The sequence below is a fragment of the Paraburkholderia sp. J67 genome (genome assembly GCF_905220265.1).
Classification (GTDB): Bacteria; Pseudomonadota; Gammaproteobacteria; order Burkholderiales; family Burkholderiaceae; genus Paraburkholderia.
In genome coordinates, this window is record NZ_CAJMZK010000003.1 from 552,705 (window position 1) to 578,647 (window position 25,943).

Consider the following 25,943-nt stretch of genomic DNA (forward strand, 5'->3'; position numbering starts at 1 on the left):
TCAGACGCGCAGCAGCGGCAATGGCTCGAAACGCTGTTGCAGCACCGCTTGTGCGTCGAGCCCCCACCAGTCGCCCAGCACCGTCGCGTAGATCTGCCGGAAGTCGACGGCGACCGGCAGATTGCCGTTGCCGTCGAGGCGCGCGAGTTGCGGGGCCGCACCGTACAGCCCCCCTGCCACGCGTCCACCCGCGACGAAATGCGCGCTCGCCGTGCCGTGATCGGTGCCGCGACTCTGGTTCTCGCGCACGCGACGCCCGAACTCCGCATAGGTGACGATCATCGTACGATCCCAACGCCCCATCTCGACGAGCGCCGAGCGCATCGCCACCATGCCCGCCGCGAACTGGCGCAGCAGATCGGCATGACGTTCGGGCTGATTCTGATGCGTATCGAAACCGTTGAGCGTGAGACGGATCACAGCGACGCCTTGCTGCGCCACGGGCGCGCCCTGCGCCGTGTCGCCCGAGGCCAGCGCCTGCATCGCGGTCTTCACCGAGACACCGAACGCACCGCCGGGGAACGCCGTCTTCAGGACATACTGCCCAGGACGCGGACGTAGCTGATCGGCGGCATGGACGATGTCGTTCTCGACATCGAGAATGTGCGCGAGCGCCGGATTGCGTTCCTTGAGCGAGACCGGCGTAACGAGCCTGGAAGCTCGCGCGAACTGCGCCGGATTGACGAGCGCGATGGCGCGTGCGCCGTTCGCGAGCGGCCCCATCTCGGCGCTACCTAGCACGAGGCCATCGGCGGCAAAACCCTTCGGCACCGGCGCGTTCGCGAACGCACGCGTGAGCCAGCCTTCGCGCAGATACTGATCCGGGCGCGAGGCCGTGTCCCAGATCTCGATCGAGCGGAAATGCGACAGGTTCGGCTGCGCGTAACTCACGCCCTGCACGATCGCGAGTTCGTGTGCGCGCCACATCGGCATCAGCGGTGCGAGCGCGGGATGCAGCGCCGTGTGTTCGTCGAGCGGGATCACGTCGCCGCGTCGCACGCCGATGGTCGGCCGATAGCTCGCGTAGAGCGGATCCGCATAGGGCACAACGGTGTTCAAGCCATCGTTGCCGCCCTTGAGTTCGACGAGGATCAGCAGGTTCTCATAGCCGCTCGCGCGGGGCTGCGCAGGCGCCGCGCCCGCTGCCGCGTTGCCCTGCGCCCAGGCCGTTTCGGGCAGCCAGGTGGAGCCCGCCGCCGTCATCGCGGCAGCGGCGGCGAGGAAGTCGCGTCGCTTCATGCCATGCCTCGTTCAGTCCATGCGGCGCACTGCCGCTCGTGTCGTGGATGGGGTGATCGTCGCATTTTGGCTTAGTCTTTGCCTCATTTCAGCTGATACACGGGATCCATCAGGAGTGCCTGGAGATAAGCCTCGGCGCTGCTGCCCACCGCGATCGCATCGACTGGCGCGAGCGGCAAGACCGCGTGCTGCATCTGCAATTGCGCCGACAGGCCGGGCACCGCGTCGGCCGTCAAACCATATCGGCCGAGCCAGCCGTCCAGATCGAATCGCATGCCGCCCGGCATCGGCCGTGCGGGTGCCGGCGATGCTTTCGGCGCAGCGCCCGTCGCAAGGCTTGTAGTCGTCTTCGTCATCGCACCATCCATGTGCGGACGGCCCGCCTCGGTTGCGCGAAACAACTGCTCGACGAACTGCTTGCGTGCGAGCAGCGTCGAGCTGTTGATCCACATGGACCCGCCCGGCCAACCCTTCACATTCGGCGGATAGAACAGATTTTGACCGAGCGAAGCCGAGGTGCGCGCAAACTGCGCCGTGTTCGAATAACTCACATCGAAGCGCCGCACCGTGCCCACGATGAATTCCACCGGCGAGCTGACCAGCACGCCGCGATTGCGTTCGTCCCAGAACGCGGGCGTGACCAGCAGCGCGCCGAGCGCCGCCTTGATGTCGTAGCCACTCGAGCGAAAGCGCACCGCCACGTTATCGAGCTGCGCCGGTTCCGGCGTGTCCGAGACGAACTCGCGCCAAAGCTTCGCCGATACGAAATGCGCGGTGTTCGGCTCACCGAGCAGGATATCGAGCACGGCGTCGCCATCGACCGAACCGCTATGGCCGAGCACGATCTTCACACCATCGTCGTGCTGCTGGGCACGCCAGTCGAAGCGCCCGGTATCGGGATCGACGCCCCAGCCGGTGTACGCGCGCGCGGCCTCGGCAACGTCCTGCTGTGTGTACTGCCCTTCGCCGAGCGTAAAGAGCTCCATCACCTCGCGCGCGAAGTTCTCGTTAGGTTTGCCCTTGCGGTTGCTCGCGCCATCGAGATAGAGCAGCATGGCCGGGTCTTTCGCGACCTCGTGAAGCAAGGTCGCGAAACTGCCGAGCGCATGACGCCTCAGGAGCGCATTTTGCTGAGCCATCATTTGCGGCTCGGCAACCTTGTCCTGCCCTGAGGTGAAGTGGTTGTGCCAGAAGAGCGTCATGCGCTCCGTCAGCGGCGACGGTGTCACGAGGAACTCGCGCATCCACCAGGCGCGCAGTTCGTCGTAGTGCTGGCCGCGCGTGCGCTGTTCGTCGCGTCGCTGATCGGGCGTGAGGGCATTGCGTTGCGCGCGGGTCAAGGGCGTGTCGCCGACCCAGGCCGGCAACGGCGTGAGCGCGTCGGTACGCGTCATGCCTAGCAGTTGCTCGACGGCCGCCGCGCGCGTGAGGCCGACGTAGGGCGCGACATCGGCGGGCGTCGGGGCGAAGCCCGTACGGATCAGCAAATGGGTGGCGTCGTCGGCATCGAGCAGGTCGGCGTCCTCGGGCGAGATGGATGCATTCGCCGCGACAGTGCGATGCGTATGCCGAAGCGCGGATGCGGATGGCGATGCGGATTGCGCGGCGGCACGTAACGGCCGCGCAGCGAGCGCCGAAGCAAGCGTTGAACAAGCGGCACCCAGCGCCGCGCGGCGGGGTGACGAGACCGGCATGAACCGCATGAACCGTTGCATGGCAGACATGGGTGCGAGGAGCGCATGAGCCGACCGCGCATCCGTAGAGGATGAATGTAGCGGCTTAACGGACCGCATGGCGCCATTGTTGACGGCAAATTGCTACGGAATTTTTCAGCGCCGTTGCGCGTGACATGTATTGCGCAACATTCGGAGCGAAACGCAAAGAGGATAAAGCAAAGGGAATGAAAGACAGGCGGGGAATCCAGAACCGGTGCATCGGGCGACACACCTTGAAGCTGAAACGCAGAGGATGCAACAGACAGCGGGAACCCGGGAATCAGCGCTTGTAGAGTTCGCGCACCGCGTCTTCGATATGCTGACGCAGCAGGCGCCGCTCGTCCGGTGTCATGTGACCGTCGCGGCGACGCTCGTCGAGGTCGGGCGGAACGGCGGGACGTTGATTGATGTCGGAAGCAGGACGCGGCGGCTGATCGTTGCGCACGCGCCGGATCGGCGGCCTGCCCGTGTAGCGGCTGCCCGCATGAAGGCCGTCGGCGAAGGTCTGGGCATGGGCAGGCGCCGCTTCCAATGCCACCGCGACGCCGCTGGCCAACGCCAGTGCGATCACGGTGTGGCGCATTGTCGGGCCGACCCCTCCCATCGTTTTGTTCCCTTCTTGACGCGGCAAACGGCTACCTCGAATACATGTGGACCCGGCTCTCACACGGGCACTGGTTCGAAAATCGAATGAAGTATCTACCGAATGGCCGCTAAACGTAAAGAAGTCTATCTGTCAGTGCTTGATGCCGTAGCACAGCACGGGTAAATTTTGTAACTGACTGTAACCTGCTAATCGGTGCAATCTCGCACCGTAACCCAATCGCGCTAAGATGCCAGGCATGGAAACCAAGAACCCGTCCAAAATTCTCGTTGTCGACGACGACCCGCGACTGCGCGACCTGCTGCGCCGCTACCTCGGCGAGCAGGGCTTCAACGTCTACGTCGCGGAAAACGCGCCCGCCATGAACAAGCTGTGGGTGCGTGAACGTTTCGACCTGCTGGTGCTCGACCTGATGCTGCCTGGCGAAGACGGCCTGTCGATCTGCCGCCGCCTGCGCGGCAGCAACGACCGCACGCCCATCATCATGCTCACCGCCAAGGGCGAAGATGTGGATCGCATCGTCGGCCTCGAAATGGGCGCCGACGACTACCTCCCGAAACCCTTCAATCCGCGCGAGCTGGTGGCGCGTATTCACGCCGTGCTGCGCCGTCAGGCGCCGTCCGAGCTGCCGGGCGCGCCCTCGGAAACCACCGAGGTGTTCGAGTTCGGCGAATTCGCGCTGAATCTCGCTACCCGCACGCTCACCAAGGCTGGCCAGGAAATTCCGCTCACCACGGGCGAATTTTCGGTGCTCAAGGTGTTCGCGCGCCATCCGCGTCAGCCGCTCTCACGTGAAAAGCTCATGGAGCTTGCGCGTGGGCGTGAATACGAAGTGTTCGACCGCAGCCTCGACGTGCAGATCTCGCGTCTGCGCAAGCTGATCGAACCCGATCCGGGCAGCCCGCGTTTCATCCAGACGGTCTGGGGCCTCGGCTACGTGTTCATTCCCGACGGCGCCGCCTGAGCCCAGGTGGTATCGATGGTGTCGAAGCTGTCTCTGGGTGTCTGTTTGCCAGCACTGCCTTTGTTGATGGGAAGGGTTCATGCGCATTGACCGGCGTCTGCTAACGCTCGCGTTTGGCGACCTGTTCTGGCGCACCTTCCTGTTGATCGCGCTGCTCATCGCGGTCAGCCTCGCAGCATGGTTCCAGAGCTTTCGCGTGATCGAACGTGAGCCGCGCGCACAACGCGTGGCGCTACAGCTCGTCGCCGTCGTCAAGCTCACACGCACGGCCCTGCTCTATTCCGATCCCGACCTGCGCCGCGCGCTGCTCCAGGATCTGGAAAGCAACGAGGGCGTGCGCGTCTATCCGCGCGAAACCACCGACAAATACAAGCTGCAACCCGACGAATCGCTCAATCGCCTGATCGAGCATGACATTCGCGGGCGCCTGGGCGACGACACCGTGATCGCGCAGTCCGTGAACGATATTCCGGGCGTGTGGATCAGCTTCAAGATCGACGACGACGATTACTGGGTCGCGCTCGACCGCGACCAGCTCGACAACGTCACCGGCCTGCAGTGGGTCGGCTGGGGTATTTCCGCGCTTGCGCTGTCGCTGTTCGGCGCCGCCTTCATCACAAGCCTTGTGAACCGGCCGTTCGCGCGTCTGGCCATGTCCGCGCGCATGGTGGGCTCCGGGCAGTCGCCCGCCGCGCTGCCCGAGAGCGGCATGGGTGTGGCCGCCGAAACCAACCGCTCGTTCAACCAGATGGTGCGCGACCTCGAACAACTGGAGGCCGACCGCGCGCTGATGCTCGCGGGCATCTCGCACGACCTGCGCACGCCGCTCGCGCGGCTGCGGCTGGAAACGGAGATGAGTCCGTCCGACCAGGCGACCAAGGACGCGATGGTCGACGACATCGAGCAGATGGACATGATCATCGGCCGCTTCCTCGACTATGCGCGGCCCGTGCAGCGCATGCCCGAGCGCGTCGACCTGTCGGTGATCGCGAGCGAAATGGCCGCGCGCATGGCGACCGAAGACGGGGTGCGCCTCATCACGCGCCTCGCGCCGACGGCCGTGATCGAAGCCGACGATACCGACGTGCGCCGCATTGTCGGCAACCTGATCGAGAACGCGCGCAAATATGGTGCGAGCGATACCGACGGCATTCCTCACATCATGCTGGAAACGCGCGTCTCGCATTCGCGCGTGGAGCTGTCCGTGGTCGACGAAGGGCCCGGGATTCCCGAAGACCAGCTTTCGCTCGTCACACGGCCCTTCTACCGCGTCGATAGCGCCCGCACCCAGGCCAACGGCACTGGCCTTGGCATGGCTATCGTGCAGCGCCTGGTGGGCCGTTATCGCGGCGCGCTGCGCCTGCGCAACCGCGCGCCCGGCCCCGGCCTCGAAGTGACCATCGAGTTTCCGCTCGCCAAGGGCGCCTGAGCGGCCTTCCTCTCCCTCCTGTTGATGTTCCACGCCGCAGCGCAGGCTCGCGGCGTGCGTCGCGATCCCCTGCCACAATCGGCATACAGTCGAATGCAGTCGAAGTACAGTTGGCACGAAAGACGCGCGCACGGGGCGTGCGTTTGTCACGACTTCAAGGAGCGACGCCATGAAAACCGTGGGCGACAAACTGGCAGCCTTCACCGTCTCGGCCGCGAAGCCCGGCTTCAATCATCCCGAAGAAAACGGCGAATCGGCCTTCCTCGAAATCACCGAGCAGACCTTCTCCGACAAGTGGAAAGTGATCTACTTCTATCCGAAGGATTTCACGGTGGTCTGCCCGACCGAGATCGTCGCGTTCGCGCTGTTGCAGAAGGAGTTCGCCGACCGCGACACCGTGCTGATGGGCGGCAGTTGCGACAACGAGTATGTGAAGCTCGCGTGGCGGCGCGAGAACAAGGAGCTCGACCGCCTGAACCACTATTCGTTCGGCGATGTGAAGGGCGAACTGATCGATCAGCTCGGCATCCGCGACAAGGAAGCGGGCGTAGCCTTGCGCGCGACCTTCATCGTCGATCCGGACAACACCATCCAGCACGTCTCCGTGAACAGCCTCAACGTCGGGCGCAGCGCCATCGAGGTGCTGCGCGTGCTCGACGGGCTGCAGACCGGCGAGCTCTGTCCGGGCGGGCGGGAAATCGGCGGCGCAACGTTCTAGCGTTCACGTCGACGCACAACTCACGTCTGCTCAGCGGCACTATGCGCGGGCAGACGATTGCGAATCGTGGCGCTCAGCGGCGCCTTCCACTCCAGCACGCGCTTTTCCAGCAGTTGCCACGAGAGATGCGCCAGTAACACGGCCAGTGCGAATTGCAAGCCGAGCGGCAGCCAATCCTGCACGTGCACCGGCAAATGCAGCCGCGTATAGAGCACCGGCGCGTCGCCCAACCGCGATGGCACCAGGTTGTGGAACAGGTAGAAGCCGTAACTGATGGTGCCGAGATACGCGAGCGGCCGCGCCTCCAGCGCCATCACCAGCGCGCTGTCCTGACGACGCACGATCCACAGAAACACGGCACCTAGCGAGAGCGCAAGACCGATATCGAGCAAGCCGGGGATCAACGCACGCTGCGCCGCTTCACAGGTCAGGCAATCGGCGCGCGCGAAAGCGAAGACGCCAAGACACACAAACGCAAGTCCACACCACAGCGCGGCAGGCAAATGCCCTGCCACGTGCACGCGCTCGCCGCCGATCGCCAGCGCCCCACCGAGCGCGAGCAAAGCGAAATTCCACGGCGAAAAGGCATACACGAGCGGTTCGATTGCACCACTCGCATAGAGCGCGAGATGCGCAAGCGCCGCCGCGCCGATCATGCCGATGCACATCCCCAGATGGCGCGAGGCGCGCGCAAATATCAATGCGAATGGCGCAACCAGATAGAACTGCTGCTCGACCGCGAGGCTCCAGAAATGCGAAACCGTCCCCGGCCAGCCGTCGTGCACCATGCCAATCCAGAAATTAGACAGGAATGCAAAATGCCACGCGAGCCCGAGATCGACATCACGTTGATAGAACCACGCATGCGCAATCGTCAGCGCGATCAGCAACAGGTAATAGACCGGAAAGATCCTTAACGCGCGCTTGACGAAGAATATGTAGAGCACCGCATCGCGCCGCTCGGCGCGTTGCTCGATGCGCAGGCGATTGCGATGCAACTCGCCGATGATCAGATAGCCGCTGATGAGGAAGAACAGCCACACGCCGATCTTGCCCGCGTCGATGGCTTCGACATGTGCCTTGTGCGCGAGGAACACCAGCATCACGGCCAGCGCCCTCAGACCATCGAGGCCTTTCACGCGTCTTTCGAGTCCCGTCATTGCCTTTTATGCTTGCGGTTACCGCTTCAGCATACGGCGATAAAAACGGAAATAAATCGCAAGAAAAACAAGGGCGATGATTGCAGATGCAACCATCGCCCTTCTTCGTCGAGCGGGCATGCGCCCTGCTCACGCAAACTCACGCTTTCAGGGAATGCCGCTTGCGCGCGGCTTCGATCGGCAGAACAAAAGCCTTTGTTTCAAGGCCTGAAATGCGTGATCAAGCGAGCGTCAGGCGCGCGTAAGCAGCACCGCCGCCTGCGCTTCAATCCCTTCGCTGCGGCCCAGGTAACCGAGCTTTTCGTTGGTCTTCGCCTTCACGTTGACGCGATCGAGCGGCAACTTCAGGTCTTCCGCGATGCACGCGCGCATGGCGTCGATATGCGGCGAGAGCTTGGGCGCCTGGGCGATCACGGTGCTGTCGACATTGATCAGCGTGAAGCCAGCCTCTTCCACGCGGCGCAGGCATTCGCGCAGCAGCACGCGGCTGTTCGCGCCGTAGAACTGCTTGTCGGTGTCGGGAAAGTGACGACCGATGTCGCCGAGCGCGGCCGCGCCAAAGAGTGCATCGGTGATCGCGTGCAGCAGCACGTCGGCGTCCGAATGGCCGAGCAGGCCGCGGTCGTAAGGCACCGTCACGCCGCCGATGACGAGCGGGCGTCCCGGCACGAGCGCGTGCACGTCGTAGCCTTGTCCGATTCTGAGGTCCATGTTTGGGATTTCCGTGTGGTGTTGTGCGTGGCGCGTCTAGTGACTGCCGTTACCGGCAGGCCGGCCTGGGTTGGCGCTGAGAATGGCTTCGGCGAGCGCGAAATCTTCGGGGTACGTCACCTTGAAGTTGCGCAGGCTGCCTTGCACGAGTCGCGGCGAATGGCCGAGCCATTCGATCGCGCTCGCTTCGTCTGTCAGATCGTGGCCCTCCTGCTGGGCGCGCTCGATCGCGCCGCGCAGCATGCCGATGCGGAACATCTGCGGCGTCTGGGCCTGCCAGAGGCCGTCGCGCGACTCGGTGCGCTCGATGCGCGGGCCGCCCGGCACGTTATGGGGCGCGACGCGCTTGAGCGTGTCGGCCACCGGCAGCGCCATGATGCCACCGACCGGATCGTCCTTGAGCGCATCGACGAGCGAGCGGATCAGCGCGGGCGTGATGCCGGGGCGCGCCGCGTCGTGCACGAGCACCCAGTCGTCGTCGGTGGCGCCGAACTCGGTGAGCGCGACGAGGCCGTTATAGACCGACGCCTGGCGCGAGGCCCCGCCGTTGCGGCGCACCGCGAAGCGCAGACCGCTGAAACGGCGCGCGTCGAAGTGGCTATCGTCGGGAGAAATGACGACGAGGGTCTGGGTGAATTCGCTGCAGGCGTCGAACGCCGCGAGCGTATAGTGCAGGAGGTCGCGCCCGGCGACCGTGCGGTATTGCTTGGGCAGAGTCGATCCCGAACGGCTGCCGGTGCCGGCGCAAGGGATCAGGGCAAATAGGCGTGAAGTCACGGTGTCGCAAGCCGCATGAGTCAAAGTAAAGGACGGATTTTATAATAGGTCCTTTGCCCGCACGCACGACGCCCGCAAGCCGTACCGGCCGGCGCGCGCAATGGGCACGCCGGCAGCCCTTCGCAAGGCCGCGCGAAAGCCGTGCCAACGCTGTGCCAGAGCGGTATTCAGGCGTCCAGCAGCGCGCAGGCGCGCCTTTCGAATGGCTGTCTTCAGTCCGGATCGCATGCACCCAGGCGGTGCGCGCGTGGCCTCGCATCTCTCGATGCAAGCCGCCTGCGCCACGTCAGGGCCAACCTGTTGCCTCTATGTCCGAAATCGCCGCATCCTCGAAGTCCCCGTCCGCTTCACCGGTCGCCGTCGTCAAGCCGGGGCAGCGCTATGCGTTCGACGGCACGCACGGCTCGTCCGACGCGCTCCTGATCGCCCGTTACCGCGAGGCCGCGCGCGACACCGCGCCGCTGCTCGCGGTGATCTGCGCGAGCGCCGTGGACGCCCAGCGTCTTGCCCAGGAAATCCCGTTTTTCGCGCCCGAAGCGCGCGTGCGCCTGCTGCCCGACTGGGAAACGCTGCCCTACGACACGTTCTCGCCGCACCAGGATCTCGTCTCCGAGCGCCTTGCGACCCTGCACGACCTCGGCGAAGGCCGTTGCGACATCCTGATCGTGCCGGCCACCACGGCGCTCTACCGCATGCCGCCGGCCTCGTTCCTCGCGGCCTACACGTTCTCGTTCAGCCAGGGCCAACGCCTCGACGAAGCGAAGCTCAAGTCCCAGCTCACGCTGGCCGGCTACGAGCACGTGAGCCAGGTCATGCGGCCGGGCGAATACTGCGTGCGCGGCTCGCTGATCGACCTGTTCCCGATGGGCTCGCCGCTGCCCTACCGCCTCGACCTGTTCGACGATCAGGTCGACTCGATCCGCGCCTTCGATCCGGACAGCCAGCGCAGCCTCTATCCGGTCAAGGACGTGCGCCTCTTGCCGGGGCGCGAATTTCCGTTCGACGAGGCGTCGCGCACGGCGTTTCGCAGCCGCTGGCGCGAAGTGTTCGAGGGCGACCCGAGCCGCGCGACGATCTACAAGGACATCGGCAACGGCGTGCCCTCGGCGGGCATCGAGTACTACCTGCCGCTCTTCTTCGAAGAGACCGCCACGCTGTTCCACTACCTGCCGCAAAACGCGCAACTGGTGTTCTCGGGCGATCTGGACACCTCGATCCGCCGCTTCACCGCCGATACGAAGCAACGCCACAACTTCCTCGCGCACGACCGCGAGCGGCCGATCCTCGAGCCCGAACGCCTCTTCCTGACCGACGAGGACTTCTTCACGCTCGCCAAGCCCTTCGCGCGCCTCGTGCTGCCCGCGGCGAGCGCGGGCGGCTGGGCCACGCCGCTGCCGACGCTCGCCATCGACCGTCACGCCGACGACCCGCTCGCGGCGCTGCGCGGCTATCTCGACACCACGAAGAACCGCGTGCTGTTCGCGGTGGAATCGGCGGGCCGGCGCGAGACCATCGCGCAACTGCTCGCGGACAACCATCTGCGTCCCACCACGGCGGACAGTTTCGAGGACTGGCTCACCGGCGACGAACGCTTCGTGCTGGGCGTCGCGCCGCTGTCGACAGGCTTCGCGCTGCCCGGCGAGACGCTCTCGATCATCACCGAGTCCGAGCTGTACGGCCCGCTCGCGCGTCGTGCTGGGCGCCGCCGCCAGGAGCAAGCAAGCAACGTCGATTCGATGGTGCGCGACCTCTCCGAGCTCAAGGTGGGCGATCCGGTCGTGCACGCGCAGCACGGCATCGGCCGCTATCACGGCCTCGTGACGATGGATCTCGGCGAAGGCGACACCGAATTCCTGCACCTCGAGTACGCAAGCGCGAGCAAGCTCTACGTACCGGTTTCGCAACTGCACGTGATTTCGCGCTATAGCGGCGCCGATCCGGACAGCGCGCCGCTGCACGCACTCGGTTCGGGCCAGTGGGAAAAGGCGCGCCGCAAGGCTGCGCAACAGATCCGCGATACGGCCGCCGAGCTTTTGAATCTCTACGCGCGCCGTGCGGCACGCGAAGGCCATGCATTCGCGCTCGAGCCGAAGGACTACGTGAAGTTCGCGGAGAGCTTCGGCTTCGAGGAAACGCCCGACCAGGCCGCGGCGATCGCCGCCGTGATCGGCGACATGACGAGCGGCAAGCCGATGGACCGTCTCGTGTGCGGCGACGTCGGCTTCGGCAAGACCGAAGTGGCGCTGCGCGCGGCCTTCATCGCCGTGATGGGCGGCAAGCAGGTGGCGATCCTCTCGCCCACCACGCTGCTGGCCGAACAACACACGCAGACCTTCACCGACCGTTTCGCGGACTGGCCCGTGCGGATCGCCGAGCTGTCGCGCTTCAAGAGCGCGAAGGAAGTCAGCACGGCGATCCAGCAGATCAACGAAGGCAGCGTCGATATCGTGATCGGCACGCACAAGCTGCTGTCATCGGATGTGCAGTTCAAGCGCCTCGGCCTCGTGATCATCGACGAGGAACACCGCTTTGGCGTGCGCCAGAAAGAAGCGCTCAAGGCGCTGCGCGCCGAGGTGGACGTGCTCACGCTCACCGCCACGCCGATTCCGCGCACGCTCGGCATGGCGCTCGAAGGCCTGCGCGACTTCTCCGTGATCGCGACCGCGCCGCAAAAGCGCCTCGCCATCAAGACCTTCGTGCGCCGCGAGGAAGACAGCGTGATTCGCGAGGCGATGCTGCGCGAACTCAAGCGCGGCGGCCAGGTGTACTTCCTGCACAACGAAGTCGAGACCATCGAAAACCGCCGCGCGATGCTCGAGGCGCTCGTGCCGGAGGCGCGCATCGCCGTGGCCCACGGCCAGATGCACGAGCGCGAGCTCGAAGCCGTGATGCGCGATTTCGTGGCGCAGCGCGCGAACGTGCTGCTCTGTACCACGATTATCGAAACCGGCATCGACGTGCCGACCGCGAACACCATCCTCATCCACCGCTCCGACAAGTTCGGTCTCGCGCAGCTGCACCAGTTGCGCGGCCGGGTCGGGCGCTCGCATCACCAGGCCTACGCGTATCTGCTCGTGCACGATCCGCAGGGCCTCACGAAGCAGGCGCAGCGCCGTCTGGAAGCGATCCAGCAGATGGAGGAACTGGGCGCGGGCTTCTATCTGGCGATGCACGACCTCGAAATCCGCGGCACCGGCGAAGTGCTGGGCGACAAGCAGTCGGGCGAGATTCACGAGATCGGCTTCCAGCTCTACACGGACATGCTCAACGACGCCGTGAAGGCGCTCAAGGACGGCCGCGAGCCGGACCTGAACGCGCCACTCGCCGCGACGACCGAGATCAATCTGCACGCGCCCGCGATCCTGCCCGCCGACTATTGCGGCGACGTGCAGGAACGGCTGTCGCTCTACAAGCGTCTGGCCAATTGCGAGCACGACGATTCGATCGACGGCATCCAGGAAGAGCTGATCGACCGTTTCGGCAAGATGCCGCCGCAGGCGCACGCGCTGATCGAAACGCACCGCCTGCGACTCGCCGCGAAGCCGCTCGGCATCACCAAGATCGATGCCGGCGAAGCCGTGATCGGCCTGCAGTTCGTGCCGAATCCGCCGGTCGACGCCATGCGCATCATCGAGATGGTGCAGAAGCACAAGCACGTCAAGCTCGCGGGCCAGGACAAGCTGCGCATCGAAACGCGCAGCCCCGATTTCGCGGTGCGCGTGGCAACAGTCAAGGAAACGCTGCGTGCACTCGGCGCGCCCGTGCGTGCCCAGGCGCCGCGTGCGTGAGCGGCAGCAGCACGCTTGAGCGGATGATCTGACGCCTCAACTGGCAGATCATCCGCCCACACGGCATGTTGCAGCGCGCCACATCCACGCGCGCTGCAACCTCTGCCAAGGCTTTGGCGAGCCTGATTCTTTTTGGGTAATATGGATCAGACAAGCAAGCCGGAGTCCACCATGAGCATGGCCGCTGAAACAGCGCAGTCTTCCACGCAGTCCCCCGCCGCACCTTCGTCGAACCTCCCCGCTTCACTTCCCTGGGTCACCCGCCTCGTGTCGATGGACACGGTCAGCCGTCATCCGAATCTCGGCCTGATCGAGACCGTGCGCGACGATCTGCGCGCACGCGGAATCGAATCGACGCTCACCTATGGGCGCGATGGCAAATGGGCGAATCTGTTCGCCACGCTGCCCGCGCACGACGGCACGACGAACGGCGGCATCGTGCTGTCGGGTCACACGGACGTCGTGCCGGTCGATGGCCAGAAGTGGGATAGCGATCCCTTCAAGCCCGAGATTCGCGACGGCCTTCTGTATGGGCGCGGCACATGCGACATGAAGGGGTTCATCGGCGCGGCGCTCACGCTCGTGCCGGAAATCCAGCAAATGAAGCTCGCGAAGCCGCTGCATTTCGCCCTCTCGTTCGACGAGGAAGTGGGCTGCGTCGGCGCGCCGCTCATGATCGAAGAACTCGTGAAACGCGGCGTGAAGCCGGATGGCTGCATCGTCGGCGAACCCACGAGCATGCGGCCGATCGTGGCGCACAAGGGCATCAACGCCTACCAGTGTTGCGTGCGCGGCCATGCGGCGCATTCGTCGCTCACGCCGCGCGGCCTCAATGCAATCGAATACGCCGCGCGCCTGATCTGCTACATCCGCGACATGGCCGACGAGTTCCGCGCGCAAGGCCCGTTCGACGAGCTGTACGACGTGCCGTTCACCACGGCGCAGACCAGCACGATCGACGGCGGCAACGCCATCAACACGGTGCCCGCCGAATGCCGCTTCGCGTTCGAATTCCGCAATCTGCCGACGCTCGATCCGGAAGCGATTTTCGCGCGCATCGAACACTACGCGCGCGAAACCCTGCTGCCGAAGATGCAACGCGAAGGCGTGGCGGGCGCCGTGCCCGCGATCGAGTTCAGCAAGATCGCCGCGGCGCCTGGCCTCGACGACAGCGAACAGGCTGCGATCACGCAGCTCGTGCGCGCACTCACCGCGGACCAGTCGCGCCGCAAGGTCGCTTACGGCACCGAGGCGGGACTGTTCGCGCGCGCGGGCATTCCGAGCGTGGTGTGCGGTCCCGGCGATATCCAGCAGGCCCACAAGCCGAACGAGTTCGTCTCGCTCGAACAACTTTCGGCCTGCGAAGGATTCCTGCGCAAGCTCGTGCGCGGGATGTCGGTGGACGCGCAGGCGCACTTCCAGCCGTCCTGACACCACTGCGCGCCTGCGAGAGCCGAACCCCATGTCCACCGGCACGCCGCTGCCCACCGATCACACGATCGACGGCGAAGCGATTCCCACGCTCGACGAAATCGCTTCGCAACATTTCACGCTCGCGCCGTGGGTGCTGCGCACGCCGGTGTTCGACCGTCACGATCTGCCCTCGCTCGGCGACACGCTCGTCAATTTCAAATTCGAACTGTTGCAGGCAAGCGGCAGCTTCAAGGTGCGGGGCGCGTTCACACACCTGCTCGCGCTCGACGCCGCGCAGCGCAGCGCGGGCGTGACCTGTGTGTCGGGCGGCAATCATGCGATTGCCGTTGCGTATGCAGCGATGCGGCTTGGCCTCGCCGCGAAGGTCGTGCTGTTTCACACCGCGAGCGAAGCGCGCGTGGATCAATGCCGGCGGCTGGGCGCGGAAATCGTGCGCGCGAGCGACAGCCACGAGGCCTTCGAGATCGTGCGCCGCATCGAAGCCGAGGAAGGCCGCTATTTCGTGCATCCCTTCAACGGCTATCGCACGGTGCTCGGCACGGCGACGCTCGGCTATGAATGGGCAACCCAGTCGCCCGACCTCGACGCCGTAATCGTGCCGATCGGTGGCGGCGGCCTGGCGGCGGGCGTGGCCACGGCGCTGCGCCTCGCGAATCCGCGCGTGCGCGTCTACGGCGTGGAGCCCGAAGGCGCGGACGTGATGAGCCGCAGCTTCGCCGCCAATCACACGCTGCGCCTGCCCCATATGCACACGATCGCCGATTCGCTCGCGTCGCCGCACACCGAGGAGTACAGCTATACGCTGTGCCGTCGACATCTCGAAGCCGTCGTCACGGTGAGCGACGACGCGCTGCGCGCCGCCATGCGCGTGTTGTTCGACGAACTGAAGCTGGCCGTCGAACCGGCCTGCGCGGCGGCAACGGCAGCGCTCTACGGGCCGCTGCGCGATACCTTGCAGGGCAAGCGCGTAGGTGTCCTGCTGTGCGGCACCAACACCGATCCTCAACGTTTCAGCGAACAGATTGCGTTCGCGCGCAACGAACGTGACGAACGCAGCGATCACGACACGCACGACGCCCAGGCACGCGACGTGCAGTAATACGCTGCGCTTTTGCCCTGCGATTGCCCGGTAAGGAGCGAAACCGCAATCGGCGAAATGTCAGGCAATGTCAAATCGCTACCGCGTTGCGAGTGCGTTCGCTATCATTGCGCCAATGCGTCGTTATGTCCCCAGGCCCGTGCCGCCGCCCCTCAAGGAGAGCCCGCTCATGAGCATAGTCAAGGAATTCAAGGAATTCGCCGTCAAAGGCAATGTGATGGATCTCGCCGTCGGTGTGATCATCGGCGGCGCCTTCTCGAGCATCGTCAACTCGGTCGTGAAAGACCTGATCATGCCGGTGATCGGCGTGGTCACAGGCGGCCTCGACTTCTCGAACATGTTCGTGCGCCTCGGACATATTCCGGCCACCTACAAAGGCAATCCCGATTCGTACAAGGATCTGCAAACTGCGGGCGTTGCCGTGTTCGGCTATGGCTCGTTCATCACGGTGCTGATCAACTTCATCATCCTCGCGTTCATCATCTTTCTGATGGTGAAGTTCATCAACAAGCTGCGCAATCCGGAAGAGGCGCCCGCCCCCGCCGAGCCGCCGCCCACGCCCGAAGATGTCGTGCTGCTGCGTGAGATCCGCGATTCGCTGAAGAACAATCCGCGCTGATCGCCGGTTTTTAAGGCCCGAATCGAAAAAAAGCCCGCGTCGCCTTCGAGGCACGCGGGCTTTTTTGCGTCGATGCGGCAATCGCTCAGGACGTAGCCGGGTTCGGCGCGTCATGCGTGCGCAAGGCTGCGGCCTCTTCGATCAGTCGCTCCAGTTGTTCGAAGTTGACTGGCTTCGTGAGATGCGCAGTGAAGCCCGCGTCGAGACTGCGGCGCACATCGTCGTCGGTGCCGAAGCCCGTGAGCGCGATCGCAGGCGCCGAGGACTCCTTGCGGAAAGCCCGAATGAAGTCGATCCCCGAGCCGTCCGGCAGGCCAATGTCGCTCACCACCAGATCGAAGTGCCGGGTAGCCGTGAGCGCGAGCGCGCCCGCCACGCTCGCCGCCACCGCCACCTCGTGGCCCAGCGCGCGAATCAGTTGCGACATCACCTCGGCCGTGTCTTCGTGATCCTCGATCAGCAGGATATCGAGCGTGCAGGCTTGATGCGGCCCGCAGCGATCCTCTGGCTGCTCAATACCCGCGCCCGGCGTGGCCGTCGGCAACACAATCGTAAAAGTCGCGCCGCAATGCGCGCCGGGGCTCTTCGCGCTGACCGTGCCGCCGTGCGCCTCGGTCAGCGCCTTCGTGACCGCAAGGCCGAGCCCGAGACCGCCGAACTGGCGCGTCATGTTGTGGCTGCCCTGCTCAAAGGCGTGAAAGAGCTTGCCGATCTGTTCGGGCGCGATGCCAATCCCCGTGTCTTCCACTTCGATCACCACGTGCATGCGCTCGTCACGTGTGCGCACGAAAATATGGCCGCCGTCGGGCGTGAATTTCGCCGCGTTGCGCACGAGATTCCAGAACATCTGCTGCATGCGGGCGCGATCGCCGCGCACGTAGTGATGTTGCGCGTGGCGCTCGACGTGCACGTCCTGTTGCTTGATCTGGATTTCGCTGTGAAAGAGTTCGAGCACGGCGTCGATGACCTCGTGCACGTCGACGGTGTCGAGCGTGAGGCTGAGTTTGCCGTTGGCGACACGCGTGAGATCCAGTAGATCGTCGATCAGACGCGCTTCGAGTTCGATGTTACGGCGAATCATCAGCACGCCCGCGCGCGCGGCCTCCGGCAAGCCCGGAATCTGTTCGAGCAGGCGCGTGCCGGCCAGCACGGGTGTGAGCGGCGTACGCAATTCATGCGACAGCATGGCGAGAAAGCGGTCTTTCGCGCGGTTGGCTTCTTCAGCCGTCTGGCGCGCGGTTTGTTCCGAGGCCAGCAGCAATTCACGCTCTTCGCTCGATTCGCGCTGCGCGTGGATGTCCGTGCAACTGCCGAACCACTTGTTGATGCCGCCGCGCGGATCGCGCATCGCCGCGATTCGGACGTCGAACCATCGATACGTGCCGTCGTGGCGGCGAATACGCAATTCGTGGCGATAGTCGTTGTTATCGCTGCGCACGGCCTTGAGCCAGGTGCGGCGAATCTCTTCGCGGTCGTCGGCGTGCACGGCGTCGAGCCACGCGAGACCGTGCGACGCGCTGGCGTCGAGGCCCGTGTAATCGCGCCATTGCTTCGAGAGGAAATCGCAGTCGCCATCCGCGCCGCAGGTGAAAACGAGGTGCGGCAAGGCCTCGGAAAGCGTGCGGTAGTGCTCCTCACGGTCGCGCAACAGGAGCGCCTGGTCGGAGGCGCGCTGCAACGACACCTGGGCGAGCACGCGCGCCACGGCCTCGGGCAGATAGTCGAGGTAATCGCCCGATTTCGGCACGACGTCGGAGACGCCCGCGCGCAGCGCGGCGATCACGCGCGATTCGTCGGTGAAACCCGTAACGAGGATTGCCGGCACGCGCACGTTGTCCGAGCGCAGGCGGCGGAAGAAGTCGAGCCCGGTTTCCGCACCGTCGAGCTGATAGTCGAGCACGAGCACGTCCGGCGTGCGCGCGGCCAGCACCGCGCTCGCCTCGGCCACGCTGCCGCAGGTGTCCACGCGCGCGCCGGCGCGCACGAGCGATTTGCGTGCGAGCCGCAGGATGCCTTCGTCGTCGTCGACGACGAGCACATGCGCGCCCGCCAACAGGGTTGCTTCTTCGTTCATGCGCGTCGCATCCCTCGGGGCTGGCTCCAGGTGCGGAGCTTGCGCAGTCTGGTCATGATGGTCATGCGTGAATCAGTCTCTCTCGCGAAATGGATGCGCACCGTCGGCACGCCGCATTGCCGAGTTGCCGCCGGGTCGTCGTTCAGGGGCGCGTGAAGCGGTGGCCTGCCGGCAGTTTGACGACTTGCAGGAAAAAGCCGAGCCGCCGCACCGCCTCGATGAACGCGTCATATTCGACGGGCTTCGTGATATAGACGTTGCAGCCCAGCTCATAGCAGCGCTCGATCTCGCGCGGGTCGTCGGTCGTCGTGAGCACGATCACCGGCACCGATGCCGTCGCCGGCTCCGCCTTCAACCGGCGCAGCACTTCGAAACCGTCCACGCGCGGCATGCGCAGGTCGAGCAGCACGACGAAGTTCGCCAGGTCCTCGCGCGACGGATAAGTCGCGGGGGTGCCCGCGACGCCGAAGAAATAATCGAGCGCCTCCTGGCCGTCGCGAAAGCGCAAAAAACCGTTCGACACGCCCGAGCGGCGCAGGTTGCGCTCGACCAGCGTGGCATGCCCGTCATCGTCTTCGATCAGGACGATGCTCACGCGTTCACTCGCGAGCGCCGCGCGGTAGTCGCCGGGCGACGGCGCATCGTCAGCCTCGCGCGCCTCTCCCGCGTGTTCGCCCGTGTTTTCCCCGTGCGTCATATGCCGCTCCCCGACGTGTCCTGAAACGATTCGATGTTGTTGTCGCTATGCTGTGCGCAGCGGCGCGTCGGGCAAGGCGACAAAGAACGTCGAGCCCGTCCCTTCCGTCGATTCGACCCACACACGCCCGCCGTGGCGTTCAGCGATCCGGCGCGCAAGCGCGAGCCCCGTGCCCTGCCCGTCCGACGGGCCGCCGTGCAGACGCTGAAAGGCGCGAAACAGCTTGGGTAAATACGCGGCGGGAATCCCGACGCCATTGTCGCGCACATAATACGTCCGCGTGCGGGCACCCGACATGCGCAACGCATCGCGAGGGCTTTCTTGCGCTTTTTCCCACGTTTTTTTGCTGAAATTTTCGGGCTCAACGGCTTTTTCGTCCGTTACCGCCGCTTCATCGGGTTCGCTGTTCTCACCGGCCTCACCCGCCGCGATCGCGCCGATTTCCACCTGCCCCGGCCGGCACGGGTCGAGGTGGCGCAGAGCGTTATCGATCAGGTTGCCGAAAATCTGCTCGAGCGCCGCCGGGTCGCCCCAGGCGGGCGGCAGATCCCCGACTTCGATGCGCGCACGCTGCGCGAGGCCCGCGGCGAGCCCCCCCAACGCGCGCTCGACGATGCGCCCCACGTTCACGCGCTGCCAGCGGTATTCGAGGCGGCCCGCGCGCGACATACGCAGTAGCGCGTCGATGATCGCCGCCGAGCGCGCCACCGCCTGGCGCAGGAATTGCAGCGATTCGGCCACGTCGCCGTCGAGCACCTCGGCCATGCGGCGGTGCTCGTCGGCGGGCAGCCCTGCCGTGTCGATCTGCGCGCGCAGGTCCTCGCAGGAGACCTGCAATTCCTTCGAAAAACCCTGAAGATTCACCAGCGGCGAGCGCAGGTCGTGCGAGACGCTGTACATGAACATCTCGTTGTCCTGGCTTTCCTGGCGCAGGCTGTCGTTGGCGGCAGCCAGGTCGGCGGCGCGCGCCTGCAATTGCAGCTTGAGCGCGGCCTGTTCGCGCTCGGCTTCGCGCAAACGCCGGCTCGTCTGATTGAGCACCGTATCGAGCGCGGCGATTTCATCGTCGCCGGCCAGTGGCTGCGCGAGCGCCACGCCTTCGCTCAAGCGCTGCGCATTGGCGCCGAGCGCCGCAAGCCGCTGCCCCACGTTGCGCGAAAAGAGGAAAGCCGTCATGGCCCAGATCAGCATCGAGCCGACCACGGCGAAAATCAGCGCATCCTGCTGGCGTTCGCGCGACTCGCGCAACGAGGCGCTGCGCGCGACGTCAAGGCGCGTCTGTTCCGCGATGAAGGCGTCGAGCTCGCTGCGCACGGCATCGATCTCGGGCGGCAGGTCGTCGCCGCTCGCGTGTGCGAGGGCATCGGTACGGCCCTCGCGTAGCGCGTCGGCCACTTCGGCGCAGCGTGCGCGCCATGCCCGGGCGTCGTTGTTGATGCGTTGCACGCGTGCGAGCTGCGCGGGATTGTCGCCCACCATGTGCGAGAGCAACGCGATGCGATCCGAGAATTCGGCCCACACGGCGCGCCGGTCGATGAACGAGGGATCTTCGAGCACGACCGCGGTGCGCACACGTGCGGCTTCGCGCAGTAACGGTTGGGCGAGGCTCGAGGCCTGCCAGAGAATCTGCTTGCTGGTTTCGGCGCGCTTCGCGGCCTGGGCCGCCTCGCCCTGCGTATCGAAGACGACGCCGAGCAACGCCAGCTCGACGACGCTTGGAATCGCGATCAGCAACAGGCCCTTGGCGAACAGTTTCATGTCGGTCTGGTTTTCGGTGGCGCTCGTGGCAGTCCAGGTGGCGCTCGCGCACCCATCCGCAGTCATCTGCACGACAGGATTCCCCGCACGCCGCATCACGCGCCGCTGGCACCAGAGCCCAAACATTATCGGCGCGAAATAATGAGATGACAACGTATGTGGCCATGCCCACCGCGCCACACGAAAAGCCGGTTTTTTCCCGAGAAATCGTCACACTGCACGCGCGCGCAGGACTATTATTGAGACCGGAGACAAAACAAAGAGAAGCGAAGGAGCGCCGGGATACACACATGAGCGCGACGTGCGGTCCGGCATGGCGTTTTGCCTGATGCAATGAGAATCCGGGCGCCGTCCCCACGGCCTGGCATCTTCGTTAATCCGGCAGATCCGTATGCTAGAAGGATCGACGTGCGGCGCACCAATCCGGGAGTGGTCGCATGGGAACGCTGCGTGATTTGCAATCCACCTTTTTCAGGCGAATTTTTATGTCCTTTCCGAAAAGGCGTAAACGCGTCAAGGCGGATGGCGACGAGTCTTTTCTCGCCGTGCTGAGCCACTTCAAACCGTTTGGTCAACTCGACACCAAGATTGCACGCGCACGCGCGCAGGACGAGCCGGTGCTTTACGCACATGTGCTGCCTGGGCTCGACGTGCTGCTGTGCAGTGTGCGCGGCGCGCATCCGCCCTATCCGGCGACGGGCGAGTTGCGCAAGCGCTGCATCGAGTCGATCGCGCATGCGCTCGAGCAACCGATCGAAGGGCTCGAAAACGGCGGCTACTGGTACGAGGCCGACGGATTCGGTTTCCTCGTGTTCGCCAGTCGCGCGCGCGCACGGATCCTGCCCGACTTCGGCGCAGCGCGTCCGGGCGTGAACTCGCGGCGCGTGACGCGACGCCAGGACGCGACCGGCGATCCCGCACCGCGCCAGCAACTGCGCTGAAAGCCATGCAAAAAAACGCCCGACGCTATGCGCCGGGCGTTTTTTCATGCGCGCATTATCTGCGCGCCTATGCTTCCTAGCTGCCCTTATAGAGGTTTTGCAGGCCCGGCTGCGAGCCCGCATCGGGCTGCTGCGCGGGCCGCGAAGAACGGCTTGCCGCAACGCCCCTGGCGCTGGCCGCACTGCCCGAGACGGGCGCGGAGGCCGGCGCGCGCATCTTCTGCCCCGGCGGCGGCGCTACCGGATGCTGATGCATCTGCGAAAACAACTGCCCGCACGGCAACGGCTTGTTGTTGCTCGGCGCGATAAGCGGAATCAGCGCCGCGAACGGATTGATGAGGCCGAGTCCCACCATCGCGCCGCCGCGCAACGCGAGCGCCGCCGCGTCCACACCGACATGCGGATCCTTGAAGGTCCCCTTCACGTAAAGCGGCGAGCGCAACGAGAAGATGCGAAAGCCCTTCGTGTGCGGATGCACCTTCATATCCAGCGATTCGTCGCGCAGGTCGATCGGGCCGGTAATGTCGATCACGGCGTCGTCGGTGTCGAGCGCGAACACGCGCGGATCGAGCACGCCGTTGGTCGCCACGAAGTCGGCGGCGGCGCAATTGATATTCACGTCGCGCTGGCCGAACAGCTTCTCGTAGACCACGTTCGCCACGTTCAGACCCGCCGCTTCCATCAGCAGCCGACTGACCGTGCCCTGTGTGACGAGCAGCTTCACCTCGCCGTTCGATGTCGAAGCGAGCGCCGCCGGCGAGTTGCCGGTCGCCGACAGCGACGCGTCGCCGTTGATCTCGCCAAGCGCAGACTGCATCGACTTCACGCTCGGGAACAGTTGCTTGAGCTTGAGGTGGCGGGCCTCGGCGGTGCCGCGCGCTTTCAGCGGCGCGGTGCTGCCGTCGAGGTTCACGCGCGTGGCGAGCGTGCCGCCCGCCACGCCGAACTGGAGTGGATCGAGCGCGAGCACGCCGTCTGTCATGATGACGTGTGTATAGAGATCCTGAATCGGCAAGCTGCCCTGCTTGATGATGCGCTTGCCGGTGAACTTCACGTCGGCGTCGATGGCGCTCCAACGGTCGGTCTTGAACGGCTCGACCGGAATCACGCGCGCGGACGGCTGCTTGACGGTGTCGCCACGCTTCGCCTTGCTCGCCGAGCTGTCCGCGCCGATGATCGGCGCCAGATCGGAGAACTGCAACAGGTTGGACACCAGCGCGCCGGAGAGCAGCGGACGCGTCGCGCGCTGGGTGTAGACGAGCGTGCCGCCCAGATCGCTGCCGCCCACCCGGCCGGTGAAGTTTTCATAGCGGAACACGCTCGCGCCCTTGCGGAACTGGCCGACAAAGCGCCCTTCGGTGGCGTAAGGCGGGGTTTCGGGCAGGGTCACGCCGGTCAGATTGTAGAGATGCGCCATGCTCTGCCCTTGCAGCCAGAGACGCAGATCGACGGCGGCCAGACGGGCGGGGTCTGTCACCGTGCCGACCAGCGCGATGTGCATGTCGCCCGCGCGCACGTCGGCCTGCACCGGGAACGGGCGATTCGCGTCCTGCAACGCCAGCACGCCGCCGAGCTTGCCTTCGCCCGAGAGCGGCGTCTTGTTGTAGGTGCCCTTGACGGACCAGCCGATCGCGTAGAACGGTTCCGTGGTTTGGCCGCCCGAGGCGGCGTTGGCGTTGCTGGCCGCGCTCGCGCCGATTGCCGCGAGTTTCGAGCCCATACCCTGCGAGGCGGCGGTTGAACTGGCCGCGCTTGTGTCACTAGCAGCGCTCGCTGCACTGGCCGCAGCCGCTTCCGAAGCCTGTTGTTTTTCAGCCTGCTGGGCAAGCCGGGTCGCTCCCGAGCGCCCGATCACCTGCGCCGATCCTTGCCGCGAAGCCGCTTCCTGCTGCTCCATGACCTTGCCGATAGGAATGCCCTGACCCAGCAGGCTGACGGTGACCTTCACCTCGGTTTTGGTCTGCTGGTCGCTGACGGCGATGTCGCCGTTCGAGAACGTGATGTCGTGCAGATCGAGTTTCCATGTCGACGGGCCGCTGGAAGCCGGCAGCTTGAAGGTCCAGTTGTTGCGTCCATCGGCAAGACGTTCGACATCGACGGACGGATTGACGAGGTTGATGGCCGGAATGACGATGTCGTGCGCGAGCAGCGGCAGCACCGCCACTTCGAAGTCGATCTCGTCGAGCGTCGCGAATTTCGGCGTTTTGGTCCAGTCGGGATTGGCCACTTCGATCTGGGTGGCCGAAAAGCGCGGCCAGGGCACCCAGGCACGCCAGCCCGTCTCGCCCGGCGGCCTGCGCCAGCCCACCTTGAGATCGCCGACGATGGCGAAAGGCCGGCCAATCGCCTCCGACACTTTTTCGTTCACATAGGGTTTGGCGCGATTCCAGTCGAAGGTCAGGATAAAGGCGACCAGCACAGCGATGAGTACAACGACAATCGCCACGAGCCATGCGATGATCCTGGCGAGTGTGCGGCGGGTGCCGTGGGCCTTGGGTTGCGGTGACGTCATGCGCGCTCCGGGTTATGCATGGTTGTTTCGCCAACGATTTTGCAGCAGTCGGCGTGCCCGCCAGGACTGGCTGGGCTTGAATCGCGCGTCTTGTCGACCATCATTTAATGAAGAACCCCCTGAACGAATCATCCGGTGCCGATGTGCAAACCGGCGTTGCCGCGCCGCTCGTCGAAGCACGGGGCCTCGCCCGGCGCGACGCACAACGCGGGCAGATTTTGCTACAACCGACCGATTTCGCGCTCTACGCGGGCCAGCGTGTCGTGCTGACCGGACCTTCCGGGTCGGGCAAGAGCGTCTTTCTACGTGCGCTTGCGCTGCTCGATCCGCCCGACGGCGGCACGCTGCATTGGCACGACAAAGCGGTCGGACGCACACGGATTCCGCGCTACCGCCGGCATATCGCATACCTGCGCCAGCGGCCCGCGCTGATCGACGGCACGGTCGAAGACAATCTTCGCTATCCCTACACCCTCGCGGTTTATCGGGACACCGCATTCGATGCGGCGCGCGCCGGTGCGCTGCTCGATGCGGCCGGACGTGGGCACGATTTTCTCGCGCGCGACGCCGCCGACCTCTCGGGTGGCGAAGCGCAGATCGTCGCCCTCGTGCGCGTGCTCCAGCTCGATCCCGAGGCCCTCCTGCTCGACGAGCCCACTGCCTCGCTCGATCCGGAGTCGGCGCGCGCGGTCGAAACGCTGATCGCCCAGTGGTTCGAACGCGAGCGCGCCGCGCGAGCGACGGTCTGGGTTTCGCACGATCCAGCGCAGGCGCAGCGCGTAGGTACGCGCCATCTGACGATGCGTGCGGGCGTGCTGAGCGAAACCGCTTCAACCACGACGGGAGCGCCGCAATGAACCCTGGCGTGTTGCAGAACCTCGGTATCGGCGATGTCGCCATTGCGGCGCTGCTGGTGTTCGTCAATGGCGCGGTCTCCGTGCTGCTCAAGCTCGATCTCGAACGCAAGCTCGCGTGGGCGGCCGTGCGCACCGTCGTGCAACTGCTCGCAATCGGCTATGTGCTCGGCTGGGTGTTCGCGTTCGACCGCTGGTATGTGGTGCTGCCGCTGATGGCCTTGATGACGCTGATCGCCGGCTTCGCAGGCGCGCAGCGCGGCGCGCGCACCTACGCGGGACAGCGCGCCGACAGCATCGTGTCGATCTGGGTGAGCGCCTGGCTCGTGGCGGCCGTGGGCCTGTTCGTCGTGATCCGCATCCGTCCCTGGTACGAGCCACAGTACGCGATCCCGATCCTCGGCATGATTCTCGGCAATACGCTCACGGGCGTGTCGCTCGGCGTCGAGCGCATGATGCAGGAACTGACGGCGCGGCGCGACCGCGTGGAGAGCGCGCTGGCGCTCGGGGCGACGCGCTGGGAAGCGGCCCAGGCGAGCGCGCGCGAGGCCGTGCGCGCGGGCATGATCCCGACGCTCAACCAGATGGCCGTGGTGGGCGTGGTGAGCCTGCCCGGCATGATGACGGGCCAGGTGCTGGCGGGGCAGTCGCCGTTACAGGCCGTGCGCTATCAGATCGTGATCATGTTCCTGATCGCGGCATCGTCTGCGCTTGGCACGGTGGGCGCCGTGGTGCTCGCTTATCGGCGGCTGTTTTCGGCCGATCACTGCTTCATCGCCGCGCGCCTCAAGGAGCGCGCGAAAGCGCGCGCCTGAGACGCGTTCGAGACAAATTCGCGCGGCGCTTCGGG

The 25,943-nt window shown here is 65.3% G+C and carries 20 protein-coding genes; 10 read left to right on the forward strand and 10 right to left on the reverse strand.

Annotated elements, in window-relative coordinates:
- From U5782_RS09400 to U5782_RS09410, 3 genes are all read right to left on the reverse strand, one after another.
- Positions 1 to 1,239 (reverse strand): DUF1501 domain-containing protein, encoded by a 1,239-nt coding sequence (locus U5782_RS09400; protein ID WP_322043523.1) that lies wholly within the window; start codon positions 1,237 to 1,239, stop codon positions 1 to 3.
- Between the two features lie 83 nt (positions 1,240 to 1,322).
- Positions 1,323 to 2,942 carry a DUF1800 domain-containing protein gene (locus U5782_RS09405; protein ID WP_322043524.1) on the reverse strand — a complete coding sequence of 540 codons (1,620 nt, stop codon included), beginning with the start codon at positions 2,940 to 2,942 and terminating at the stop codon, positions 1,323 to 1,325.
- Positions 2,943 to 3,234: 292 nt separating this feature from the next.
- Positions 3,235 to 3,537 (reverse strand): hypothetical protein, encoded by a 303-nt coding sequence (locus U5782_RS09410; protein WP_322043525.1) that lies wholly within the window; start codon positions 3,535 to 3,537, stop codon positions 3,235 to 3,237.
- Positions 3,538 to 3,787: 250 nt separating this feature from the next.
- Between U5782_RS09410 and ompR the strand changes: the two genes are divergently transcribed.
- From ompR to U5782_RS09425, 3 genes are all read left to right on the forward strand, one after another.
- Complete coding sequence (gene ompR, locus U5782_RS09415; protein ID WP_027814652.1) at positions 3,788 to 4,522, forward strand: two-component system response regulator OmpR; 735 nt, start codon at positions 3,788 to 3,790, stop codon at positions 4,520 to 4,522.
- Positions 4,523 to 4,601: 79 nt separating this feature from the next.
- On the forward strand, positions 4,602 to 5,951 hold the full coding sequence (locus U5782_RS09420; protein ID WP_322043526.1) for an ATP-binding protein: 1,350 nt from the start codon (positions 4,602 to 4,604) through the stop codon (positions 5,949 to 5,951).
- A gap of 169 nt (positions 5,952 to 6,120) precedes the next feature.
- Positions 6,121 to 6,669, forward strand: coding sequence for a peroxiredoxin (locus U5782_RS09425; protein WP_322043527.1), 549 nt, complete (start codon positions 6,121 to 6,123; stop codon positions 6,667 to 6,669).
- 20 nt (positions 6,670 to 6,689) lie between these two features.
- Here the strand turns inward: U5782_RS09425 and U5782_RS09430 are convergent, their stop codons facing one another.
- The 3 genes from U5782_RS09430 to ispD all read right to left on the reverse strand — a co-directional run bounded on the left by U5782_RS09430 (position 6,690) and on the right by ispD (position 9,317).
- Positions 6,690 to 7,829, reverse strand: a complete 1,140-nt coding sequence (locus tag U5782_RS09430) for an acyltransferase family protein (RefSeq protein ID WP_415914279.1) — start codon at positions 7,827 to 7,829, stop codon at positions 6,690 to 6,692.
- Between the two features lie 231 nt (positions 7,830 to 8,060).
- Positions 8,061 to 8,540, reverse strand: coding sequence for a 2-C-methyl-D-erythritol 2,4-cyclodiphosphate synthase (gene ispF, locus U5782_RS09435; RefSeq protein WP_322043529.1), 480 nt, complete (start codon positions 8,538 to 8,540; stop codon positions 8,061 to 8,063).
- A 36-nt stretch (positions 8,541 to 8,576) separates the two neighbouring features.
- Positions 8,577 to 9,317, reverse strand: coding sequence for a 2-C-methyl-D-erythritol 4-phosphate cytidylyltransferase (gene ispD, locus U5782_RS09440; protein ID WP_322043530.1), 741 nt, complete (start codon positions 9,315 to 9,317; stop codon positions 8,577 to 8,579).
- 308 nt (positions 9,318 to 9,625) lie between these two features.
- On the opposite strand from ispD, the gene mfd reads away from it, so the two are divergent.
- From mfd to mscL, 4 genes are all read left to right on the forward strand, one after another.
- Positions 9,626 to 13,105, forward strand: coding sequence for a transcription-repair coupling factor (gene mfd, locus U5782_RS09445; protein ID WP_322043531.1), 3,480 nt, complete (start codon positions 9,626 to 9,628; stop codon positions 13,103 to 13,105).
- Between the two features lie 171 nt (positions 13,106 to 13,276).
- Positions 13,277 to 14,536 (forward strand): acetylornithine deacetylase, encoded by a 1,260-nt coding sequence (argE, locus tag U5782_RS09450; RefSeq protein WP_322043532.1) that lies wholly within the window; start codon positions 13,277 to 13,279, stop codon positions 14,534 to 14,536.
- Between the two features lie 31 nt (positions 14,537 to 14,567).
- Complete coding sequence (locus U5782_RS09455) at positions 14,568 to 15,638, forward strand: threonine/serine dehydratase (RefSeq protein WP_322043533.1); 1,071 nt, start codon at positions 14,568 to 14,570, stop codon at positions 15,636 to 15,638.
- A gap of 169 nt (positions 15,639 to 15,807) precedes the next feature.
- Positions 15,808 to 16,257: a large conductance mechanosensitive channel protein MscL gene (gene mscL / locus U5782_RS09460; protein WP_322043534.1), complete on the forward strand. Its 450-nt coding sequence runs from the start codon at positions 15,808 to 15,810 to the stop codon at positions 16,255 to 16,257.
- 85 nt (positions 16,258 to 16,342) lie between these two features.
- Here mscL and U5782_RS09465 read toward each other — a convergent pair whose 3' ends face one another.
- The 3 genes from U5782_RS09465 to U5782_RS09475 form a co-directional block, all read right to left on the reverse strand.
- The gene (locus U5782_RS09465) at positions 16,343 to 18,331 is read right to left on the reverse strand and encodes a response regulator (protein ID WP_322043535.1); all 1,989 of its coding nucleotides are present in this window, start codon (positions 18,329 to 18,331) and stop codon (positions 16,343 to 16,345) included.
- A gap of 142 nt (positions 18,332 to 18,473) precedes the next feature.
- Entirely contained in the window at positions 18,474 to 19,028 is a 555-nt protein-coding gene (locus tag U5782_RS09470; protein ID WP_322043536.1) for a response regulator, read from the reverse strand.
- A 45-nt stretch (positions 19,029 to 19,073) separates the two neighbouring features.
- Positions 19,074 to 20,786: a sensor histidine kinase gene (locus tag U5782_RS09475; RefSeq protein ID WP_322043586.1), complete on the reverse strand. Its 1,713-nt coding sequence runs from the start codon at positions 20,784 to 20,786 to the stop codon at positions 19,074 to 19,076.
- Between the two features lie 437 nt (positions 20,787 to 21,223).
- Between U5782_RS09475 and U5782_RS09480 the strand changes: the two genes are divergently transcribed.
- On the forward strand, positions 21,224 to 21,727 hold the full coding sequence (locus U5782_RS09480; protein WP_322043537.1) for a hypothetical protein: 504 nt from the start codon (positions 21,224 to 21,226) through the stop codon (positions 21,725 to 21,727).
- Between the two features lie 76 nt (positions 21,728 to 21,803).
- Here U5782_RS09480 and U5782_RS09485 read toward each other — a convergent pair whose 3' ends face one another.
- The gene (locus U5782_RS09485) at positions 21,804 to 24,239 is read right to left on the reverse strand and encodes an AsmA family protein (RefSeq protein WP_322043538.1); all 2,436 of its coding nucleotides are present in this window, start codon (positions 24,237 to 24,239) and stop codon (positions 21,804 to 21,806) included.
- A gap of 107 nt (positions 24,240 to 24,346) precedes the next feature.
- Between U5782_RS09485 and U5782_RS09490 the strand changes: the two genes are divergently transcribed.
- Both U5782_RS09490 and U5782_RS09495 read left to right on the forward strand, forming a co-directional pair.
- Positions 24,347 to 25,096 carry an ATP-binding cassette domain-containing protein gene (locus U5782_RS09490; RefSeq protein WP_322043539.1) on the forward strand — a complete coding sequence of 250 codons (750 nt, stop codon included), beginning with the start codon at positions 24,347 to 24,349 and terminating at the stop codon, positions 25,094 to 25,096.
- Positions 25,093 to 25,908, forward strand: a complete 816-nt coding sequence (locus U5782_RS09495) for an ABC transporter permease (protein ID WP_322043540.1) — start codon at positions 25,093 to 25,095, stop codon at positions 25,906 to 25,908. Before U5782_RS09490 ends, U5782_RS09495 begins: the two co-directional genes overlap by 4 nt.
- Positions 25,909 to 25,943: the final 35 nt, after the last annotated feature.